This window comes from Methylomonas sp. MED-D (assembly GCF_050276835.1).
In the GTDB taxonomy this organism is placed as follows: Bacteria; Pseudomonadota; Gammaproteobacteria; order Methylococcales; family Methylomonadaceae; genus Methylomonas; species Methylomonas koyamae_A.
Genome location: NZ_CP189966.1, coordinates 45,339 through 61,608, shown reverse-complemented (window position 1 = coordinate 61,608; position 16,270 = coordinate 45,339). Strand labels below are relative to the sequence as shown.

The following is a 16,270-nucleotide window of genomic DNA, read 5'->3' as shown; positions in this document are numbered from 1 at the left end:
TACGACAGCCCCGAAGGGCAGTGTAAGCCCCTTCCGGGTTGATAAAGCCTGGTGTTAAACAGGCTGGATTAAAAATGTAAAGACCGTGACCGGTTAAAACCAGGCACTGTCGGTGTCGCCCAGCGCGTCGAGCAGATCCAAGGCCGGCAACAGCAAGCCCAAGGCTTGCGCCACAGGCCGGATTTGCGCCAGATCAAGACCGAATGGTTGCAACAGCTCGACTTCCTGGTGTAAGTCCGTCGAGAGTTCGCGCATCGCGTCGGTCACGATGCCCACGTCGATGCCATTCCAGCCGGCTTTTTTTAAAGCCGTCAGCCAGAGCCACGGGGTAATGCCGTGTTCTGGATGAATTTGGCCGCTGGTGTCGAAGCTGCATCCGGCTGCGCTCAGTTGCAACAACGACTCCCAATTCGGCCAAGGTGACCCGCTCAGTCCTAGGCCTTGCTGCCATTGGTCGATGCAAGATCGCCAGTGGTGCAAGGCGTGGTTCATGGCGAGCACGTCCGGTTGGGGCGCTCGGCATTCGACCTGCCAATACAGCACCGTCATCTCACACCTGCCAATCGCTACCGAACACGTCTTGCGCCATCCGGTGGATGGCTTCACGTTCGGCCATATCGCCGCGCAGAACCAGCGCCCGATCCAAGGCATAGGCCAGGGCATTCGGAGCACCTTTGTAGTTGGCGCTGAGCCGGGCCCAACGCAACAAACCGCGGGTCGACATGGTGATCGACAGCAGGCCGGATGAATCGCCGCCCCCGATGAAGACCTTGCGGATCTCGTTGGCGAGTTGAATCATGCGTTCCCGAATACTGACGGGCATGGTCGGTACCGCTTGTTCGAGCATCGTCATTTCGTCGGCCGGTTCCGGATAACCCACTTCCATTAAGCGAAAGCGGTCCATGAAGGCCAGGCTTTGACGATTCACGCCTTGATACAAACCCGATTGATCGCCGGCGCCGGCACTATTACCGGTCGCGACCAGCCGAAACTTCGGATGCGGTTTTACCACTTCGTCGGTAGCGGCGATCAGCAATGGCTTGCCTTCGACGATATCGTTCAAGCCGAGCAGTTCGGCCGGGTCGGTGGCGTCGATCTCATTGATCAACAGCACCTGGCCGTGCCGCACCGCGCTGGTCAAGGGTCCATCGATCCATTTCATTGTGCCGTTGCCGGTCAGGATGAATTGGCCGAGCAGATCGTTGAACTCGAGTCGACCGTGACCGGCGACTGCCTGCACGCCCCAGTGTAAGCGGGCGGCGACTTGCTCGATCAGCGAGGTTTTACCGGATCCGGTGGGGCCGGTGATATACAAGCCGTCGCCGTTCGGATTGCCGAAAAACGCCAGCACGTCGCGGAGCGGCTCGCGCCGGAACAGATACGGTTTTTCGACCGGGACAAACGGATTTTTAGAAGGCGTAAAGCCCTCGACTTTCATGGATGCCGGTGCGGGTATGCCGAAGGTCTCGGCGATTGGGTATTGTTGGTACATACTGCCTCCTGATTCAGGGTGAAACCCGAAAAAGAGGCGGACGCCCTCCCGGTGGGGAAGCGAGCCTCCCTGTCGGGGTTGATGAATACGTCATCGCGGTTATGATGGTCTAAACCATTGAGGACACCGCGATGATTCGATTAGGACAAAAACTGCGTTTAAGCGACCGGGAACGCCACGCCTTTCGGGTGATGACCGATCGAGCCACACCGCCAAAGACGGTCGCGGCGTACAATACGGCCTTGAGCGTAGCGGCCGAGGACTTGCGGGAGTGCGACACGAGTGCCGAATCCCGCTTGCTGCAAGCCGTGTTACTCGGCGAATGCCTCCAGGAGGAGTAATTCCGCCAATAACTCGGCTTTGGCTTCGCCGATTGCCTTACTGGCCAGCAGTTGGCGCAAGGTGTCGGTTTGACCGCGATCGATCAGCGACAGCACCAAGGTGGTGGCGATCGCCGGGTTGAGGTCCCGAAAGACATCGGGATGGTTCAATAAAGCGCCCGCGACCGAGGCCGGTTTTAACGCGGCCAGTTTGAGCAGCTTGCCCGCCGTGGACATGAACGCTTCGCGGCGTGGAAATTTAAAAAGGGATTTGAAGTTCATGGTCGTATCTCCTAAAAAATTAAAAGGGAGACACGCCCCCAGCGGGAGAGGTCTCCCTGTTGGGGTGGGTATAGTCATCAAACGATGTCAAACATCAACACCGATCGAGGTTTGCATGATCGAACATGCGGGTAAAGTCCGATTGACCCAAGCGGAATTTCGCCGCTTACAACGTCACAACGCCCAGCGCGGTTACGCGGTCAATACGATTAAAACGACAGCGGAATACGATGCCGCCTTGGTTCAGGCCTGTGCGCCCGCCTTTCTCGCCGATTTACTACAGGCGTTGGAAACGGGAACCAGCCCCCTGGTACGCGGTGAAGTCACCTACGAGCAGTTGCTGAAGGATTAACGCTCCGCGATGCGGGTTAACGCCATCGCATGGAGGCGTTTGAGCAGATCGGTTTCGGAATCGTCTTGAAACTGCCAGCCATCCGGTAGCGCTTCGACAAACGCTACCACCGCTTCCGGATTCGACTTGGCCAGTTCTTCTAACCGTTTAGCGGTTTCCCGCCGATGTTTCAGATCGGTTAAAAACGTCCAAACCGCTTGTTGATGAGTCATGGTGCACCTCCAAAAAACGGGGGCACCGATGGCCCGATAGGGCGCGATGCCCCCTTCGGGTTTTGAGAAAATGCCGTTGATAGCAACGGCCGGATTAAACCGGGTTTGACGCACCCGGTACCACCAAGGACATCCCTTGATCGCCGCCTGAAGACGGAACGCCTGCACTGCAGGATTTTCAGCGTATCGATGACGATAGCGCTAGAAAAGTCGGTTGAGGGCTTGGCTTACACCTTAAAACAAGCCCTGAAGCGACTCAAAGAAACGAACACGACGGAAGTCGTGTTCGTTCGTTGCTAACGTATTTAAAACCAACTGCTTTCCGTCACGGCCAAGGACGCCGGATCAAACGCCACTTGCGCGTTTTTGCCATTGTCGTCTCGGCACGTTACCCGGACCCGCGAGGCCGGAGCCTTTCGGTACGGGGCCAGCTCCGCTTCAGTCAGTTGCGGGAGCAGGGCCGTTAAAGCCGCCTTGTAATCGATACCACCCTGGCTGACGCTTCGACAGACCCGCACGCCGGAATGTTCGGCGATCACGTAGTCGGCCATTTGCGCGACCCATTGGGCTTCGGTCTTGGCTTGCAGTTCGGCCAGTTGGATGGCTTCGGCTTTCAATGCCTCCAGTTTCTTCTGCCGAGCACGGTATTCGGCCGCGAGTTGACGCCATTGAAGCTCGGCGTCGCCTTGCGGCAAATACAAATCCCGCTGCTGATCCTTCGGCGGTTCCTTTTTAGTGATGACCCAACCGTAAAACGTAATCGTCGCGTTGATTAACCCCACCAAAAAAGCGTCATCGCGCGCGATATCGAACACCTTGACATGCTGGTCGTCGAGATAGAAGCACAGATAGCCTCTTTTGGCATCGGCGACCAACAGCTGTTGCTGGACTTGTACCCAATATAATTGGTAGGCGGCCGATTGCTCGCGTTCCCGCACCACCGTTTGGTAGGTACTGGGGTGCGGGCATTTGATTTCGACGGGTTCGCCGTTTCCGGTAATGCCGTCGAACGAGGCACGGATCAGCGGGTACTGATCGCACTCGCCGCACAGGGGCAACAACAGTTCGTCAAGGGTGGTTTCGAACCACTGTGCCGCCTGCGATTCCAGTTCGCGGCCGCGACGGACCAAGGGATGGTGGTCGAGGTTGGCTTCCAGGACGATGCCGACCCGTTCGGCCCACAAGCGCCAAGGCGTCTTGTAAGGCGAGCGGTTCAGAATGATTGCCGCTTCGCTGGCGGTCACGCCTTGCGATCGCCATCGTCGCCACGCATCGCTGCGTTGGGCGATATCGACGATCTTCATTCGAACTCTCCGTCGATCCGGATATGGCAGCCGTGCAGCACACCGTCCAGTCGGCGTTGTTTCAATACCGCATGGCAACGCTGTGCGCAGCGGGCATCGTCGAATAGCAATAAGGTGTAACCGGCCGACAGCGTGCACAGGCCGCCGAAGGTTTGGGCGAGGCTCTCCAAATCGGCGTAGGAATGCCGGCGTTGAAACAGTCGGGTTTCTGTGTCCGGATCGAGCGTTCTATCCAGATATCCAGGCCCATACCGGCGCAGGACAGTGGGTGAATCGTATCGGCTCCAGTCGGTAAAGCTGGGGATCCGGTTGAGGGAGCGATCGAAGGGGGTGATTTCAGTCATGACGTTTCTCCAAGAGAAGAGCGTCACGAATAGCCCACCGGGCGAATCATGACGCCCTGGATGGGTAAAAAAATGAAAAACCGAACAGTGTGGGTCGGCTTAATGGCTAAAGGTTTGGCGAGCCTGCGCTAGCGCCTGGTCTTTCGGCGAAAGTGGCGGCAGGGTCATGCCTTCCGTGTGTTCCAACGCGGGTTTCGGTTTGGCTTTTTCCAATTCCGCGCGGGCATAGATCAAGTCGAGTCCTTTGAAGCGCTCATTGACGAATGCGTCAGCCGCAGCCCAGGCGTTCGCCTTGGTTGTCCGCTTAATCAGGGTTTCAACCGCCTTGATCAAATTTGGATCAAGCTTTGAGACATCGATTTCCTCCGGCTTGACTTCAGCGTGAGGTGGTTGCTCGTTATCGGCGACCGTCGCTGCGTTCGCTGGATCGATATCGATCACGTCGGCACCATCAATTTCAATGATTTTGCCGTCCATTTCCTCGGCGGCATAACCGCATTCTTCCGGAAAGGCCGCCCGCAAAGACGCCGCTTTACCGCATTTGGCCAACTGACCTTTCGGTCGTTTGATCCACATCGCGGTGGGCACTTGCGAGTTCTTACCGCCGGCGGTGCTGTAGGCTTCGAGCCAATAGACTTCCTCGGTAAACGCACAACGTTTGCCGCCGACGATCCGGTAGACCGTGACCGCCACCCATTCGGGAAACGTCAGGGTGACACTGGATTCTTGCCATTGATCGTTATCGTCCTTGTAACGGCCGGTAAAGGTACGGGTGATATCGGGGCCCCAGACAGGCCGATCGATACCCGCCCAAACACCGGTTCGGGAGGCGGTGGTCTGGATTTCCGTAATGGACGGCCAGACGGTTTCGACATTGCGGCCTAGAGCGGCACTCCACATCGGCACGATATGCACCGGCTTTTTGAAGATGTCGAGTTTGCGGGTCTTGCAATAATCCAGGGCCATCAAGATGGCTTCGGGAGTTTTGGCCGTGGGAAAGGTGACTTCGGTCAGGACTTTCCAGGATTGCTCGGTCAGGCCGTATTGCTGCGCGGTCGCCGGCATGGGCAAGTCGCGGGTTTTATCGGGGTTGCGTTGGGGTTGAGCCATGATCGTTCTCCTAAAAAAAGGGGAACGACATTGCCCCACGGGGGATGTGTTCCCCGGTGGGTGAATGGTTGCGCCTGAAAGACGCTGGATTTGAAGACTGAGCTTGACGCACTCAGTACGGAAACGTCAGTTCCCGCCGCCTAAAGACGGAACGCCTGCGGTGCAGGATTTTCAGCGTGCAATTACGCTAAAAACTAGGACCAAGTTATAACAAAAAAAATTGATCGGTGGAAGTGGTATTGGGGCGCTGGAGAGTATCCGGTCGAAAAGCGCTTGTACATTACTTTCTTACTTACTTACTTTATTTCTTGTTATATGCCAAACTAGGGCCGTCGCTAACGATGGGGGGTACACCATGCAAGAAGAAATCTTAGAGTTAAACGCCAACTTGGGCCGCCCGGCCAATATCGACAACGATCAGATTCTCGACGCCGGTAGGATGCTCACCAAGGCCAATCGCAATGTGACAGGATTTGCTTTACGGAAAATAATAGGTGGTGGCGATCCCAAAAGGCTCAAGGAAGTCTGGGACAGGCACAATGCCGCTCAAGCGGTGACGAATGCAGAGCCGGTGGCCGAGTTACCGGTGGAAGTCGCTGAAACCTTGTCCGCGTTGACCAAAGCCCTGGTCGACAAAGTTAACGCATTAGCGCTGGAATTAAACGACAAAGCCGTCAAAACCCAAGAGCGACGAGTGGGAGAGGTGTTAAGGGCGGCTAACGAGCAGCAAGCCCAGGCGGAACGCGAACTGGCCGATGCCTCGCAAGCCGTGGATGAACTGGAAGCCATGCTGGCGGACGAACAGGCCAGGACGGAAGCGTTGACCAAACGGCTGGCCGATTCGCAGGCGGAGAACCAAGCCCAGGCGGTCGAGCTGGCCACTTTGCGCGAACGATTGGAGGCGGCCGAGAAAAACGCGAAGGCGGCGACCGAACAGCATGAAGCCGAGCAAGCCAAACTGCGGCAACAATTGACGGGTCAAAAACAAGCCGCCCAATCTATCGTAGCCGAACGGGATCAATTGAAAACGGAATTGGTGAAAGTGCAGACCAAGGCGGATGCCGCCGAGGAGTCCCGTAAGGACGAAAGGAAACGAGCGGCGGCGGAACTTCAACGAACCGCCGATAAACTGATCAAGCTCGAAGCGGAGACGGACAACGCTAAACGAGAAGCGGGGAGTGCTCGAGAGCAGGTCGCCCAACTAACCGGCCAACTGACAGCCATGAAATCGCAGGTCGAGCAATTAATGAAAGCCATTGGGAATTAGGGGTCTGCAACAGCATCGTGGTTCGATGACTGATGGTCATGTCGGCTGTTGAGCGCAAAGAGCTGGAGGACTGAAAAGCCGCCGTTGGCGACCTTACACAATCGGCCAAAACAGGACATTAAAGTAGATGAAACGAGCTGTTCAATAATGGCCGGTTTGGGTTTTATAGCTGACCACTTTCTTGAGTAAAGGTATGGACACTAGCTTACTTCCAAAACAACAAGTTAAAACAACTGACCCTTAAAACACGGTATCAACATGTAACTACATGATCCCATCTATAGATCGGGTATTGTGCGCGAAGTTGCGCCATTTCCCTGATGGTCGCCAGTTTCGTGCGCGGATAGCGGGATGCCAGAAATCCAACGCATTTAACAAAGTAATTCTAACTAGACTACAGCAACTGGGAGCCCCTAACGGCCCTACTGCTCTTAAACGAACTACTATCATGACTCGCCCCTGCGCAATAGCCTTGGACTTGAGCTTGAGAAAAAGCCTTCTGAAATTAAATACTTAAAGAGCAAATCTCATTCTAAGATTCGGTCACCATCCGCCTCCTAATGCTTTGAACAAGGCCACATGAGTATTCGCCCAAGCCAATTGGCTTTGTGCAAGTTGCTCGCGGCTTTCATGCCAGGTTCGGCGAGTATCCAATACAACTTGTAAGTCAACTTCACCTTCTCGATAAAAAGCCAGTGCTGTATTTGCGGCTTTCGCAGCTGCCTGTTCTGCGCTTTCCAGTGACTCACGCTGTTTTTTTACGCCCTGTGCAGAGGCCAGACTGTCCTCTACTTCTCGTAATGCGGTTAATACTGTTTTGTCGTATAAGGCTATCGATTCTTGATGGCGTTGCTCCTGTGCGTCGATGTTTGCCAACAATCGTCCAGCCTGGAAGATCGGTAACGAAAGACGTGGGCCAAAACCATAAAAACCACTCGACAAGCTGGTGAAATTGCTCAGGTCTTGGCTTTGAAAACCGGCTGCACCGGTCAACGAAATTTTCGGGAACAATTCAGCCACTGCCGCGCCGATCGATGCAGAAGCTGCTGCAACCGTGCGCTCTGCTTGGCGAATATCCGGTCTGCGCTTTAAAACTTCAGAAGGCAGGCCGGGTTGAATGCTGGGGGGAAGCGGGATAGACAGGGGTAAGTTTGCCAGTTGTTGATCCAAACTCCCCGGACTTAAACCGAGCAATGTCGCCAACGCATGGCGGTTGTTCTTGATCTGGGCAACAAGGGGAGCAAGGGTACTTTCAACTGATGACAGTTCAGCATTTACTCGCTGCCTGTCTAGAGCGGTCACGAAGCCTTCGCCGTAGTTAGCCTCGGTGAGTCGCTGTAATTCATGTTGATTCTTCAGACGATCTTCAGCGATTTGTAATCGAATTTGGAGAGCACGGTGCTCCAAATACAACCGCGCAACCTCAGCGCACAGACTGACCTGAATGTCATGCAAGCTCTCACCAATGGCTTCAGCATTGGCATTCGCCGCTTCTTCTTGGCGGCGAATGCCTCCGAACAAGTCCAGTTCCCAACTGGCATCAAAACCGGCCTGGAACAGATTAAAAGGCGTCCCTAAGGGACCTAGCGTTGACAATATGCCGCTGTTGCTGGCATTGTTTCCGCCCTGGATAGAGCCGAGAGCACCGAGCAAGGCATTTGGACTGATTCGTTGCCGCTGGTAGGCACTGGAGGCATTCACGCTAGGCCATCGCTCAGCCTCGGTTGCAGTAATTTGGGCTCTGGCGGCTTGAATTCGGGTTTTGGCCGCCTTCAAATCGAGATTGCCCTGCAACGCGCGTTCGATCAACTGATTGAGCTGCTGATCCTGGAAGCCACGCCACCAATGCGTGAAGTCTTCCAGGTTGACAGTGCTCGGCGATGGGTCAGCTTCAATCCATTGTGATGGGACACTTGGCTGTGGTTTTTGATAATCAGGCCCTACAGTGCAAGCCTCAAGCAGTAACGCGAAGCTAAAGATTGCCAATTTTTGGAAAGGGCCGGTACGAAACAAAACTGTTGGCATGGCCGGTTACTCCTCTGTTATTCCAAACCAAGTTGCATACAAAGCAGGCAAGAACAGCATTGTCAGTACTGTCGCCACCAGCAACCCACCCATAATCGCGACGGCCATGGGTCCCCAGAACACACTGGCGGTCAGCGGTATCATGGCTAAAATTGCCGCTGCGGCCGTCAATAGGATTGGGCGTAAACGACGCACCGCCGCCTCAATAATGGCATCCCGAGGGCGTTGTCCCGCAGCAATGTCCTGATCGATCTGATCGACCAGAATGATCGAGTTACGCATAATCATGCCAGCCAAGGCAATAACTCCCAGAGTGGCCACAAATCCAAATGGAATACCGAAAATCAATAGAAAAGCGGTGACCCCGATCATCCCCAGTGGCGCGGTCAGCAACACCATTGCAGTGCGCTTGATGCTTTGCAGCTGCATCATCAAAAGGGTGACTAAAAGAAAGAGCATAATCGGCATCACGGCATTGATGGATGCTTCAGCCTTGGCGCTGCTCTCAACGGCGCCACCCAGTTCTATGCGATAGCCCGCCGGAAGCTTGGCACGAATGGGTGCCAACAAGGGTTCGATTTCAGCGGCAACATCGGGTGCTTGCGCATCATCGCGAATATCGCTACGCACCGTGAAGGTTGGAAAGCGATCACGCCGCCAGATAATACCTTCCTCGAAGCCGTATTCAATCCGTACCAACTGGCTTAGTGGCACGGCTTTCCCGTTGCGTGCCTGAATGTTGATTTCCCCAAGTAGTGAAGGATCTAGCCGCTCGTTTGGCTCACCGCGTCCCACAACATCAATCAGCTTATTGTCTTCGCGGTATTCAGTAATCTTCAGTCCGGTCAACAGCGTATTTAAGGCGAAAGCGATGTCTTTAGAACTGACCCCTAATACCCGAGCCTTGTCTTGGTCGACCGCCAGGTGAGCCACCTTACTGGGCTCACTCCAATCCAATTGGGCATCTAAAGTATGCGGATTGGCCCGCACCACCTCTGCCACTTCTTCAGCGATACGGCGGGTTTCGTTAATGTTGCGTCCTGAGACGCGAAACTGGATCGGGAAGCCTACTGGCGGACCGTTCTCCAATCGGTTAAGTCGGGCGCGTAGTTCGGTGAAGCCATTGTCGAACTCCCCGCGTAGTCGCGTTAACAACCGCTCCCTCGCTTCTAAATCTTTCGTGAGTACTACGAGTTGGGCAAAGTTGTTATGGTCTTGCTGTTGATCTAAAGGGAGGTAAAACCGAGGCGATCCCGATCCAACATAACTGACGTAATTGACCACATCGGGATCATTAGTCAGCAAGGCTTCGGCTTTCTTAGTTTGCTGCTCGGTGGCATGTATCGAGGAGCCTTGCGGTAACCACAAATCAATCAATACTTCTGGTCGATCTGAGAACGGAAAGAACTGCTGCTCCACCAGCCGAAAGGCACCAATGGACAATGCGAACAAACAGGCTGTGCCAAACAGAACCCAACGCCGCCGACGCAGGCAAACGGCGATTAGCTGCCTAAACCGAGTGTAAAAGTTACCGCTGTAGGCATGGCCCCCATCATGTTGGTCCTTATTATGCAGGTCCGGCAGAATGAGATAGCCGATGTAGGGCGTGAAAATAACAGCCACAAACCAAGAAGCAAGTAAAGCGATGCCGACCACGGCAAAAATCGAGAAGCAATATTCGCCAGCGGAGGATTTGGCAAATCCCACTGGCGTGAAGGCGGCAGCCGTTACTAAAGTGCCAGTAAGCATGGGAAATGACGTTGAGGTATAAGCGAACGTGGCTGCCTTGATTCGATCCCAACCTTGTTCCATCTTCACGACCATCATTTCCACTGAAATGATCGCATCGTCAACTAATAACCCCAGTGCGATAATCAACGCACCCAGAGAAATCCGCTGCAAATCGATACCCACCAACTGCATCACCACGAAAGTGATCGCCAATACCAAAGGAATCGATAAGGCCACCACCAAGCCCGTGCGCCAACCTAGGGACAAAAAGCTCACACCGAGAACGATGATCACTGCTTCAATCAAAGTCTTCATGAACTCGTTGACGGAATGCATGACAACTTTCGGCTGATCTGAAACTTGGAGTATGTCGATACCCATTGGTAAGTCAGCCTTTAGGCGCTCAATCTCGGCCGAGAGACGCTCGCCCAGCGTCAAGATGTCGCCGCCCTTGGTCATAACGACCGCTAAACCAATGGCATCCTCACCTCGATAGCGGAATTTTGGGTTAATAGGCTCTGCATAGGCCCGGTAGATACGGGCGATATCGCCCAAACGGAATTGCTTCCCGTTGGCTTCGATACCAATTTCGCGGATCGCCTCGATAGAATTAAGGTCTCCGCTAACCCGTAGGTAAAGCTGATCACTAACGGTTTCGATGCTACCAGCGGGGTTCATTGCGTTCTGTTCCCGCAAAGTCTCGCTGATCTGTTGCGGATCGATACCCAGCGTAGCCAATTTACGGTGCGAAATCTCAATGTAGATCTTTTCCTGCTGGACTCCGATCAGGTCAACCTTAGCTACATCGGGTATACGCAGCAACTCCTGACGCACGTCATCAACGGCATCTTTCAATTCGGCATAATTGAAGCCGTCGGCGGTGAACGCGTAGATCGTACCGTATGTGTCGCCGAATTCGTCGTTAAAGAACGGTCCCAGGACACCTTCTGGCAGGGTATGACCAATGTCCCGCAGCTTCTTACGAACTTCATACCACGCATAAGGCACCAGCGCATTAGGGGCATAATCTTTGAGATTGACGAAGACAAGGCAGTGACCAGGTTCGGAAAAGCTTTGCACAAAATCCAAGAAGGGCGTTTCTTGTAACTTTTTTTCCAGCCTGTCTGTTACTTGTTGTTCCATTTCGCGAGCCGTCGCTCCGGGCCACTCGGCACTGACAACCATGGTTTTAATGGTGAATTCAGGATCTTCCGCCCGACCTAGCGTGAGATAGGCCATTAACCCGGCAATGACGATTACTCCCAACAGATAAACGACAAACGACTGATGGCGTAACGCCCAGTCGGAAAGGTTGAAAGATTTCATGGCTGCACCTCCAAAAGACGAACCTTCTGGTTGGCAATCAGTTTATGTACGCCGGCCGTAACCACCTGCTCGCCTTCGGCAACGCCGCCCAGCACCGTTACCGCAGTACTGTCATAACCCGCTAAAGTAACACTCCTTGGTTTAACCGACTGAGCATCGGGGTCCACTACCCACACTGTAGGTTGATCTTTGAATGTGGTCAAAGCCGTTAGGGGCAAACGGGCCGATGGGTTAGCTGATGGTGTTTCCACCTGCACAGTTGCGGTCATGCCCAAAGCCACAGTGTTATCAGTACCTGTTAGCGCAATTTTGGCCGTGTAAGTCCGCAATACCGGATCGACACCAGGTGATATTTCCCTGAGCCGCCCAACGTAATGATTTTCAGGGGCAGCCCAAAGACTAACCCGAAGGGCAGAAGCTGCACGTAAATCCTGCAAGCGATTTTCCGGCACGCTAATAATTACTTCTTTGGCATCCGTACGGGCGAGCCGGACAATCGTTTGGCCTGCCTCGATAACCTGTCCGGGTTCAGCTTCGACAGCAGTAATGACCCCGTTAAAATCTGAACGCAGCTCGCTATAGCCTGATTTTCGGGTAGCTTGTCCGTGCAACGCTCGGGCTGAGATAACCTTGGCTTCCGCAGCGTTCACCTGATCCCTCCTACGCTCCAAAGTCGCCTCACTCGCCAGCTCCATTTGTTCAAGATTGGTTAAGTGACGCAACTCACGACGTGCTAAATCTAATTCAGCTTGGGCTGCCGCCAATTGTCCCGCTGAACCCGCTTGGTCAAGCAGAATGTCAGCCGGGTCAATGATTGCCAGAATTTGACCCTGTTTGACAACCGTACCGACATCAACCAGACGTTTAACTAACTTACCACTAACCTGGAAAGCCAATGGATTTTCATAACGGGCTTTGATCTCACCGGAATAACGGACACTGGTGCTACCGGTGTCAAAGTGAATGGATGTGACCCGCACCGGCCGAGGCTTAGGCTCTGGTGCGGGTTCATGAGAACAAGCACTCAAACAGAAAATGAATGCCGCCAAACTTACCCGACTGCGTTGACAAGTGGCTAGGTCAATATGATTCTTCATTTCATCCATCCCTTTAACATAGTGTCGATAATCAAACGAGCGGTATCCTCCAGGGTGCGCCATTCGACCCAAGGATCGCCGTAATTGGCAAAGTGCAACGCAACTGCGCCGTGGATGCTCCCCCAATACGCTTGTGCCAATAAATGCGGATCGGTCAGGTAAGGCTGAAAACTCCCCTGGCTGATTGCTTCGGTCACCGTATCCAATAAAAAGGCATAGGCATCTTGTTGAGGATTGCCGTGCCCCATCACGTCCAAGTCTTCTTCTCGGATAATCCACCCGCTCATAAATAGGAAACGGTAATGATTTGGCCGCTCAATACCGAAACCAACATAGGCCAACCCGATTTCGCGCAGTCGTTCTAATGGAGCTGGGTTTTTTGCTATAGCTTGGAAAGATTCTGCCAGTGTTGCGCAATCAATCATGCACAACTCACGTATCAAGGTATCTTTGTCTTTGAAGTGTTGATACAGGGCCGTCGCGGAATACTCAACTGCATTGGCGATACGTCGCATCGTGACCGCTTCATAGCCTTCGGCGGCAAAAAGCTCACGAGCAGCATCGAGGATTTGACTGCGGACATTCAGGCGGTGCCGCTCCCGACGATTAAGATTCAACATAAACAAAGTTAATTAAGTTAACGTTGTTAGATATTATTACGCCGGTATTTTTTGTCAAGTGAAATATTTGCCAATTTACGAGGTAAAGGTTTTACGAAGGTAGTGTTTACCCAACGGGCAAAATCACTGGCTCAATCCACTAGAGATTGCATCGACTATCACAGCGACATGTATTGGAGTCGAGGGCACGTAGCTTTTATTGCCCGCACTCACAGGAACCTGATCTCGAAAGCCAGTAACATCAAGCTGATGCGATGATCGATCATTTAGCGAGGGGCGGATTTACTGAGTTCGGTTTATAGGTAAGGAATCCATCTCAGAAAGCCACAACCAATTTCAAACTTTCGGAGGATTAAAAACTTTCTTGGGGCTACTTTGGGGCCATACCAAGGAGTTACGAGAGGGGAAGCCAGACTAGACTTATTTCGAAGGGACTGATCGATAGCCTGCTGAAGGCGCGAGAAATCCAGATCGATCTGAAAGACCTTTAGAATTGAAGGTGTCGCCTACGCCTATTTCCTCGGTGTCCGCCGACGTTCGCATCAACGACGACTAATTGCCGATTAGTATCAACATACAAAGCGTGAAGCAAGGGCTAGATCGGTGTGAATGTCCGCTAATAGTAACACTGTGGACATAATTGACTTTTATATGTGATAGGCAGCTTGGGGTCGTAAAGCGCCGGCCAGATCTTCTTTTTCATCGCCCGAAAGCGGTCTTTCCCGATAAGACACCCGCCAAGCAATGCCCAATGAACGTAAATCGAGGTGGTGGCGATGTTTTGTGACTGTGATTAACCGATCGGTTTGAGCTGCCGGTCCCGCAAATGGGCATTGATTTCGTCTATCAGTCGTGGGCGATCGGGACTTGGCGTTGCGCCTTGCCTTTTCCGACTACGTTTAAGCCTTGGATCCAGCCCCGTACCAGCGCCAGTTCCGTTGGGTTCATCCGGCCGCCTTGTCCGGGGTGGATGGGGTCGGCCGGCGTTGTTTCCTGACCAGCTCTTGAAGCTTGCGGCTTTTGTCTTTTTCGGCTTGAAGTTCCGCCTCTCGCAAGGCCAACTGCTCGCGTAACTGGGCGAGATCGGCTTCCCATTTGAGTTGATGTGCATGGCGTTCGCCGAGTTGTTGCATCAACTGGGTAATCCGGGCCTGAGCGGTGGCTCGTTCTAATCTGGACTCTTCCGCCGCGCGCTCGAGCGTCGCAATGGTCCTGGCGTGTTCCTGACGGGCGGCGTCTTTTTCCTGCTCGATGCGGTTCAAGTGCCAACCGTGCTGTTGTTCGAAGCGATCCGACCAAGCGGTTTCTTGCGCTTGAAGCGCGGCATTGGCCGCCGTTAAGCTGCCTTCCGCTCTGGACAAGGCCTCACGAGTCGTCGCCAGTTCGGCAGTCGTCTGGCTGATGGAAAGCCGTGCTTCGGCCAACGAGGTCGACAATTCGGTGTTGGCTTGCCGTAGTTCGGCGTTGTGTTGGTTCTGTTGCGCGCGCTCCGCCGCCCATTGGGCTTGCTGCGCGGCCAATTGTTGTTGCAGTTCGGCGACCAGTGCCCGATCGCTGGCAGCGTTTTGTTCGAATGCTTGGCGCTGTTCGTCGAAGGTTTTATCGGCTTCCTTCACGGCCAGTTGCCACAGCGAGGTGGCGGCATCCACCAACACCGCGGGCATATCCGGCCGCTCGAAGGCTTGTCGGTGCTTGTCGACAAAATGCACGGTCCAGTCTTTGATCGCCCGGCTGATCACGGTCGGACTATTCACGCCGATGCGATCACGAATCGCTTCAATGGTCGGAAAGCGGCCATCTTCCATCAAGACGATATCGCAGCATTCGTACGCCAGGGCATAGGTATCGGATTGTTTACGCATTGGCGGAGCCATGAGTTAGGAAATAGGGGCCATCTTCGCATGAAATTCAGGACATGCAACCGAACAACCCGCTGGGAAGATGCGTTTTAAAAGCATCTAGCCAGCGGGTTGAAAAAATCAAATGCGTTAGCATGGCAGACTCTCAAATCCTGTTAGGTAGGTGAATGTCATGGCTGAAACGCAACCCGAAACCACGCTCTATAGTCGCCCCAGTTTTACCCAGACCTTGGTGCTCAATAGCGAATACACCAAGCGTGTTCACCAACGCTACTTCAGATCGGTGGTCACCGCGCTGTACATGCTCGATACGATTTTGTACGTCATCGGCGAGAAGGCGCATATCGATCAGGTGCAAGCGGGGGTGTCCCAGCTGATCGAAGCTTGCACCAGCGATTTGGGCAGGGAAATCGAGCGTTTGGAGAAACTGAGAGACGATAACGGTATTTCCGGAACGCCCAAGTACAGCAATCCCGGCAGCTACGAGATCGAAATAGTCTCGCCGCAAGTGTCGCAATTCGTAGCGTTGATGCTGAAAATGGACGACGTCATGAAGTTGGTCGATACCTTGTGGCTGAGCAACGTGATTGCGAACGACAAGCGAGCGGACACCGAACATCAATGGCAATTACGGATTCAGAAACTGGCCCGTCGCATCATCAGTTTGCGCACCGCAGCCTATCGGGAAGCCCGAACACGCGGCAAGACCGACGAAGTGGCCTCCGCCCGGCAGGTATTGATCGATAAAGGCATCGACTTGGATGACGACGAGAAGGACGATGCGGATGCGGAACTCGACGCGGCGGCGTCATAGCGAAATGCGCGCGATTTGGGGGGGGGGGCATGCCCTGCGGTTTGGAAAAAACCCGCTGGGAAGATGCGTTTTAAAAGCATCTAGCCAGCGGGTTTGAAATGCGATTTTTGCTATA

16 protein-coding genes are annotated in these 16,270 nt (G+C 53.8%); 4 read left to right on the top strand and 12 right to left on the bottom strand.

What is annotated here, in order from left to right; translation table 11 throughout:
- Positions 1-93: 93 nt before the first annotated feature.
- Both ACQE3E_RS23420 and ACQE3E_RS23415 read right to left on the bottom strand, forming a co-directional pair.
- A complete protein-coding gene (locus ACQE3E_RS23420; protein ID WP_427501790.1) occupies positions 94-492 on the bottom strand; it encodes a hypothetical protein in 399 nt (132 codons plus the stop codon).
- A 58-nt stretch (positions 493-550) separates the two neighbouring features.
- Complete coding sequence (locus ACQE3E_RS23415; RefSeq protein ID WP_427501789.1) at positions 551-1,492, bottom strand: AAA family ATPase; 942 nt, start codon at positions 1,490-1,492, stop codon at positions 551-553.
- A 131-nt stretch (positions 1,493-1,623) separates the two neighbouring features.
- On the opposite strand from ACQE3E_RS23415, the gene ACQE3E_RS23410 reads away from it, so the two are divergent.
- Positions 1,624-1,833, top strand: a complete 210-nt coding sequence (locus ACQE3E_RS23410; protein ID WP_281023467.1) for a hypothetical protein — start codon at positions 1,624-1,626, stop codon at positions 1,831-1,833.
- On the opposite strand, the gene ACQE3E_RS23405 is transcribed toward ACQE3E_RS23410, so the two are convergent.
- Positions 1,804-2,094, bottom strand: a complete 291-nt coding sequence (locus ACQE3E_RS23405) for a hypothetical protein (protein ID WP_427501788.1) — start codon at positions 2,092-2,094, stop codon at positions 1,804-1,806. The genes ACQE3E_RS23410 and ACQE3E_RS23405 overlap by 30 nt on opposite strands.
- A gap of 115 nt (positions 2,095-2,209) precedes the next feature.
- Between ACQE3E_RS23405 and ACQE3E_RS23400 the strand changes: the two genes are divergently transcribed.
- Positions 2,210-2,446, top strand: coding sequence for a hypothetical protein (locus tag ACQE3E_RS23400; protein ID WP_427501787.1), 237 nt, complete (start codon positions 2,210-2,212; stop codon positions 2,444-2,446).
- On the opposite strand, the gene ACQE3E_RS23395 is transcribed toward ACQE3E_RS23400, so the two are convergent.
- The 4 genes from ACQE3E_RS23395 to bet form a co-directional block, all read right to left on the bottom strand.
- Positions 2,443-2,658: a hypothetical protein gene (locus tag ACQE3E_RS23395; RefSeq protein WP_281020282.1), complete on the bottom strand. Its 216-nt coding sequence runs from the start codon at positions 2,656-2,658 to the stop codon at positions 2,443-2,445. The genes ACQE3E_RS23400 and ACQE3E_RS23395 overlap by 4 nt on opposite strands.
- 305 nt (positions 2,659-2,963) lie before the next feature.
- The gene (locus tag ACQE3E_RS23390; RefSeq protein WP_427501786.1) at positions 2,964-3,962 is read right to left on the bottom strand and encodes a YqaJ viral recombinase family protein; all 999 of its coding nucleotides are present in this window, start codon (positions 3,960-3,962) and stop codon (positions 2,964-2,966) included.
- Positions 3,959-4,306, bottom strand: a complete 348-nt coding sequence (locus tag ACQE3E_RS23385) for a hypothetical protein (protein ID WP_427501785.1) — start codon at positions 4,304-4,306, stop codon at positions 3,959-3,961. Before ACQE3E_RS23385 ends, ACQE3E_RS23390 begins: the two co-directional genes overlap by 4 nt.
- 99 nt (positions 4,307-4,405) lie before the next feature.
- A complete protein-coding gene (bet, locus tag ACQE3E_RS23380; RefSeq protein ID WP_427501784.1) occupies positions 4,406-5,416 on the bottom strand; it encodes a phage recombination protein Bet in 1,011 nt (336 codons plus the stop codon).
- A 355-nt stretch (positions 5,417-5,771) separates the two neighbouring features.
- On the opposite strand from bet, the gene ACQE3E_RS23375 reads away from it, so the two are divergent.
- Positions 5,772-6,683 carry a DNA-binding protein gene (locus ACQE3E_RS23375; protein ID WP_427501783.1) on the top strand — a complete coding sequence of 304 codons (912 nt, stop codon included), beginning with the start codon at positions 5,772-5,774 and terminating at the stop codon, positions 6,681-6,683.
- Positions 6,684-7,226: 543 nt separating this feature from the next.
- Here the strand turns inward: ACQE3E_RS23375 and ACQE3E_RS23370 are convergent.
- From ACQE3E_RS23370 to ACQE3E_RS23350, 5 genes are all read right to left on the bottom strand, one after another.
- Positions 7,227-8,708 (bottom strand): efflux transporter outer membrane subunit, encoded by a 1,482-nt coding sequence (locus ACQE3E_RS23370; protein ID WP_427501782.1) that lies wholly within the window; start codon positions 8,706-8,708, stop codon positions 7,227-7,229.
- A 6-nt stretch (positions 8,709-8,714) separates the two neighbouring features.
- Positions 8,715-11,765, bottom strand: coding sequence for an efflux RND transporter permease subunit (locus ACQE3E_RS23365; protein ID WP_427501781.1), 3,051 nt, complete (start codon positions 11,763-11,765; stop codon positions 8,715-8,717).
- A complete protein-coding gene (locus tag ACQE3E_RS23360) occupies positions 11,762-12,862 on the bottom strand; it encodes an efflux RND transporter periplasmic adaptor subunit (protein ID WP_427501780.1) in 1,101 nt (366 codons plus the stop codon). The genes ACQE3E_RS23365 and ACQE3E_RS23360 overlap by 4 nt, the downstream gene beginning before the upstream one ends.
- A complete protein-coding gene (locus ACQE3E_RS23355; protein ID WP_427501779.1) occupies positions 12,859-13,482 on the bottom strand; it encodes a TetR/AcrR family transcriptional regulator in 624 nt (207 codons plus the stop codon). Before ACQE3E_RS23355 ends, ACQE3E_RS23360 begins: the two co-directional genes overlap by 4 nt.
- 944 nt (positions 13,483-14,426) lie before the next feature.
- On the bottom strand, positions 14,427-15,344 hold the full coding sequence (locus tag ACQE3E_RS23350; protein WP_427501778.1) for a DNA-binding protein: 918 nt from the start codon (positions 15,342-15,344) through the stop codon (positions 14,427-14,429).
- 169 nt (positions 15,345-15,513) lie between these two features.
- Between ACQE3E_RS23350 and ACQE3E_RS23345 the strand changes: the two genes are divergently transcribed.
- Positions 15,514-16,155 carry a hypothetical protein gene (locus tag ACQE3E_RS23345; protein ID WP_427501777.1) on the top strand — a complete coding sequence of 214 codons (642 nt, stop codon included), beginning with the start codon at positions 15,514-15,516 and terminating at the stop codon, positions 16,153-16,155.
- The last annotated feature ends 115 nt before the right edge of the window (positions 16,156-16,270 follow it).

Excerpts from the sequence above, each read along its gene's own strand:
- ACQE3E_RS23420 (WP_427501790.1), bottom strand. The coding sequence starts at position 492 with ATGAACCACGCCTTGCACCACTGGCGATCTTGCATCGACCAATGGCAG.
- ACQE3E_RS23415 (WP_427501789.1), bottom strand. The coding sequence starts at position 1,492 with ATGTACCAACAATACCCAATCGCCGAGACCTTCGGCATACCCGCACCG.
- ACQE3E_RS23410 (WP_281023467.1), top strand. The coding sequence starts at position 1,624 with ATGATTCGATTAGGACAAAAACTGCGTTTAAGCGACCGGGAACGCCAC.
- ACQE3E_RS23405 (WP_427501788.1), bottom strand. The coding sequence starts at position 2,094 with ATGAACTTCAAATCCCTTTTTAAATTTCCACGCCGCGAAGCGTTCATG.
- ACQE3E_RS23400 (WP_427501787.1), top strand. The coding sequence starts at position 2,210 with ATGATCGAACATGCGGGTAAAGTCCGATTGACCCAAGCGGAATTTCGC.
- ACQE3E_RS23395 (WP_281020282.1), bottom strand. The coding sequence starts at position 2,658 with ATGACTCATCAACAAGCGGTTTGGACGTTTTTAACCGATCTGAAACAT.
- ACQE3E_RS23390 (WP_427501786.1), bottom strand. The coding sequence starts at position 3,962 with ATGAAGATCGTCGATATCGCCCAACGCAGCGATGCGTGGCGACGATGG.
- ACQE3E_RS23385 (WP_427501785.1), bottom strand. The coding sequence starts at position 4,306 with ATGACTGAAATCACCCCCTTCGATCGCTCCCTCAACCGGATCCCCAGC.
- bet (WP_427501784.1), bottom strand. The coding sequence starts at position 5,416 with ATGGCTCAACCCCAACGCAACCCCGATAAAACCCGCGACTTGCCCATG.
- ACQE3E_RS23375 (WP_427501783.1), top strand. The coding sequence starts at position 5,772 with ATGCAAGAAGAAATCTTAGAGTTAAACGCCAACTTGGGCCGCCCGGCC.
- ACQE3E_RS23370 (WP_427501782.1), bottom strand. The coding sequence starts at position 8,708 with ATGCCAACAGTTTTGTTTCGTACCGGCCCTTTCCAAAAATTGGCAATC.
- ACQE3E_RS23365 (WP_427501781.1), bottom strand. The coding sequence starts at position 11,765 with ATGAAATCTTTCAACCTTTCCGACTGGGCGTTACGCCATCAGTCGTTT.
- ACQE3E_RS23360 (WP_427501780.1), bottom strand. The coding sequence starts at position 12,862 with ATGAAGAATCATATTGACCTAGCCACTTGTCAACGCAGTCGGGTAAGT.
- ACQE3E_RS23355 (WP_427501779.1), bottom strand. The coding sequence starts at position 13,482 with ATGTTGAATCTTAATCGTCGGGAGCGGCACCGCCTGAATGTCCGCAGT.
- ACQE3E_RS23350 (WP_427501778.1), bottom strand. The coding sequence starts at position 15,344 with ATGCGTAAACAATCCGATACCTATGCCCTGGCGTACGAATGCTGCGAT.
- ACQE3E_RS23345 (WP_427501777.1), top strand. The coding sequence starts at position 15,514 with ATGGCTGAAACGCAACCCGAAACCACGCTCTATAGTCGCCCCAGTTTT.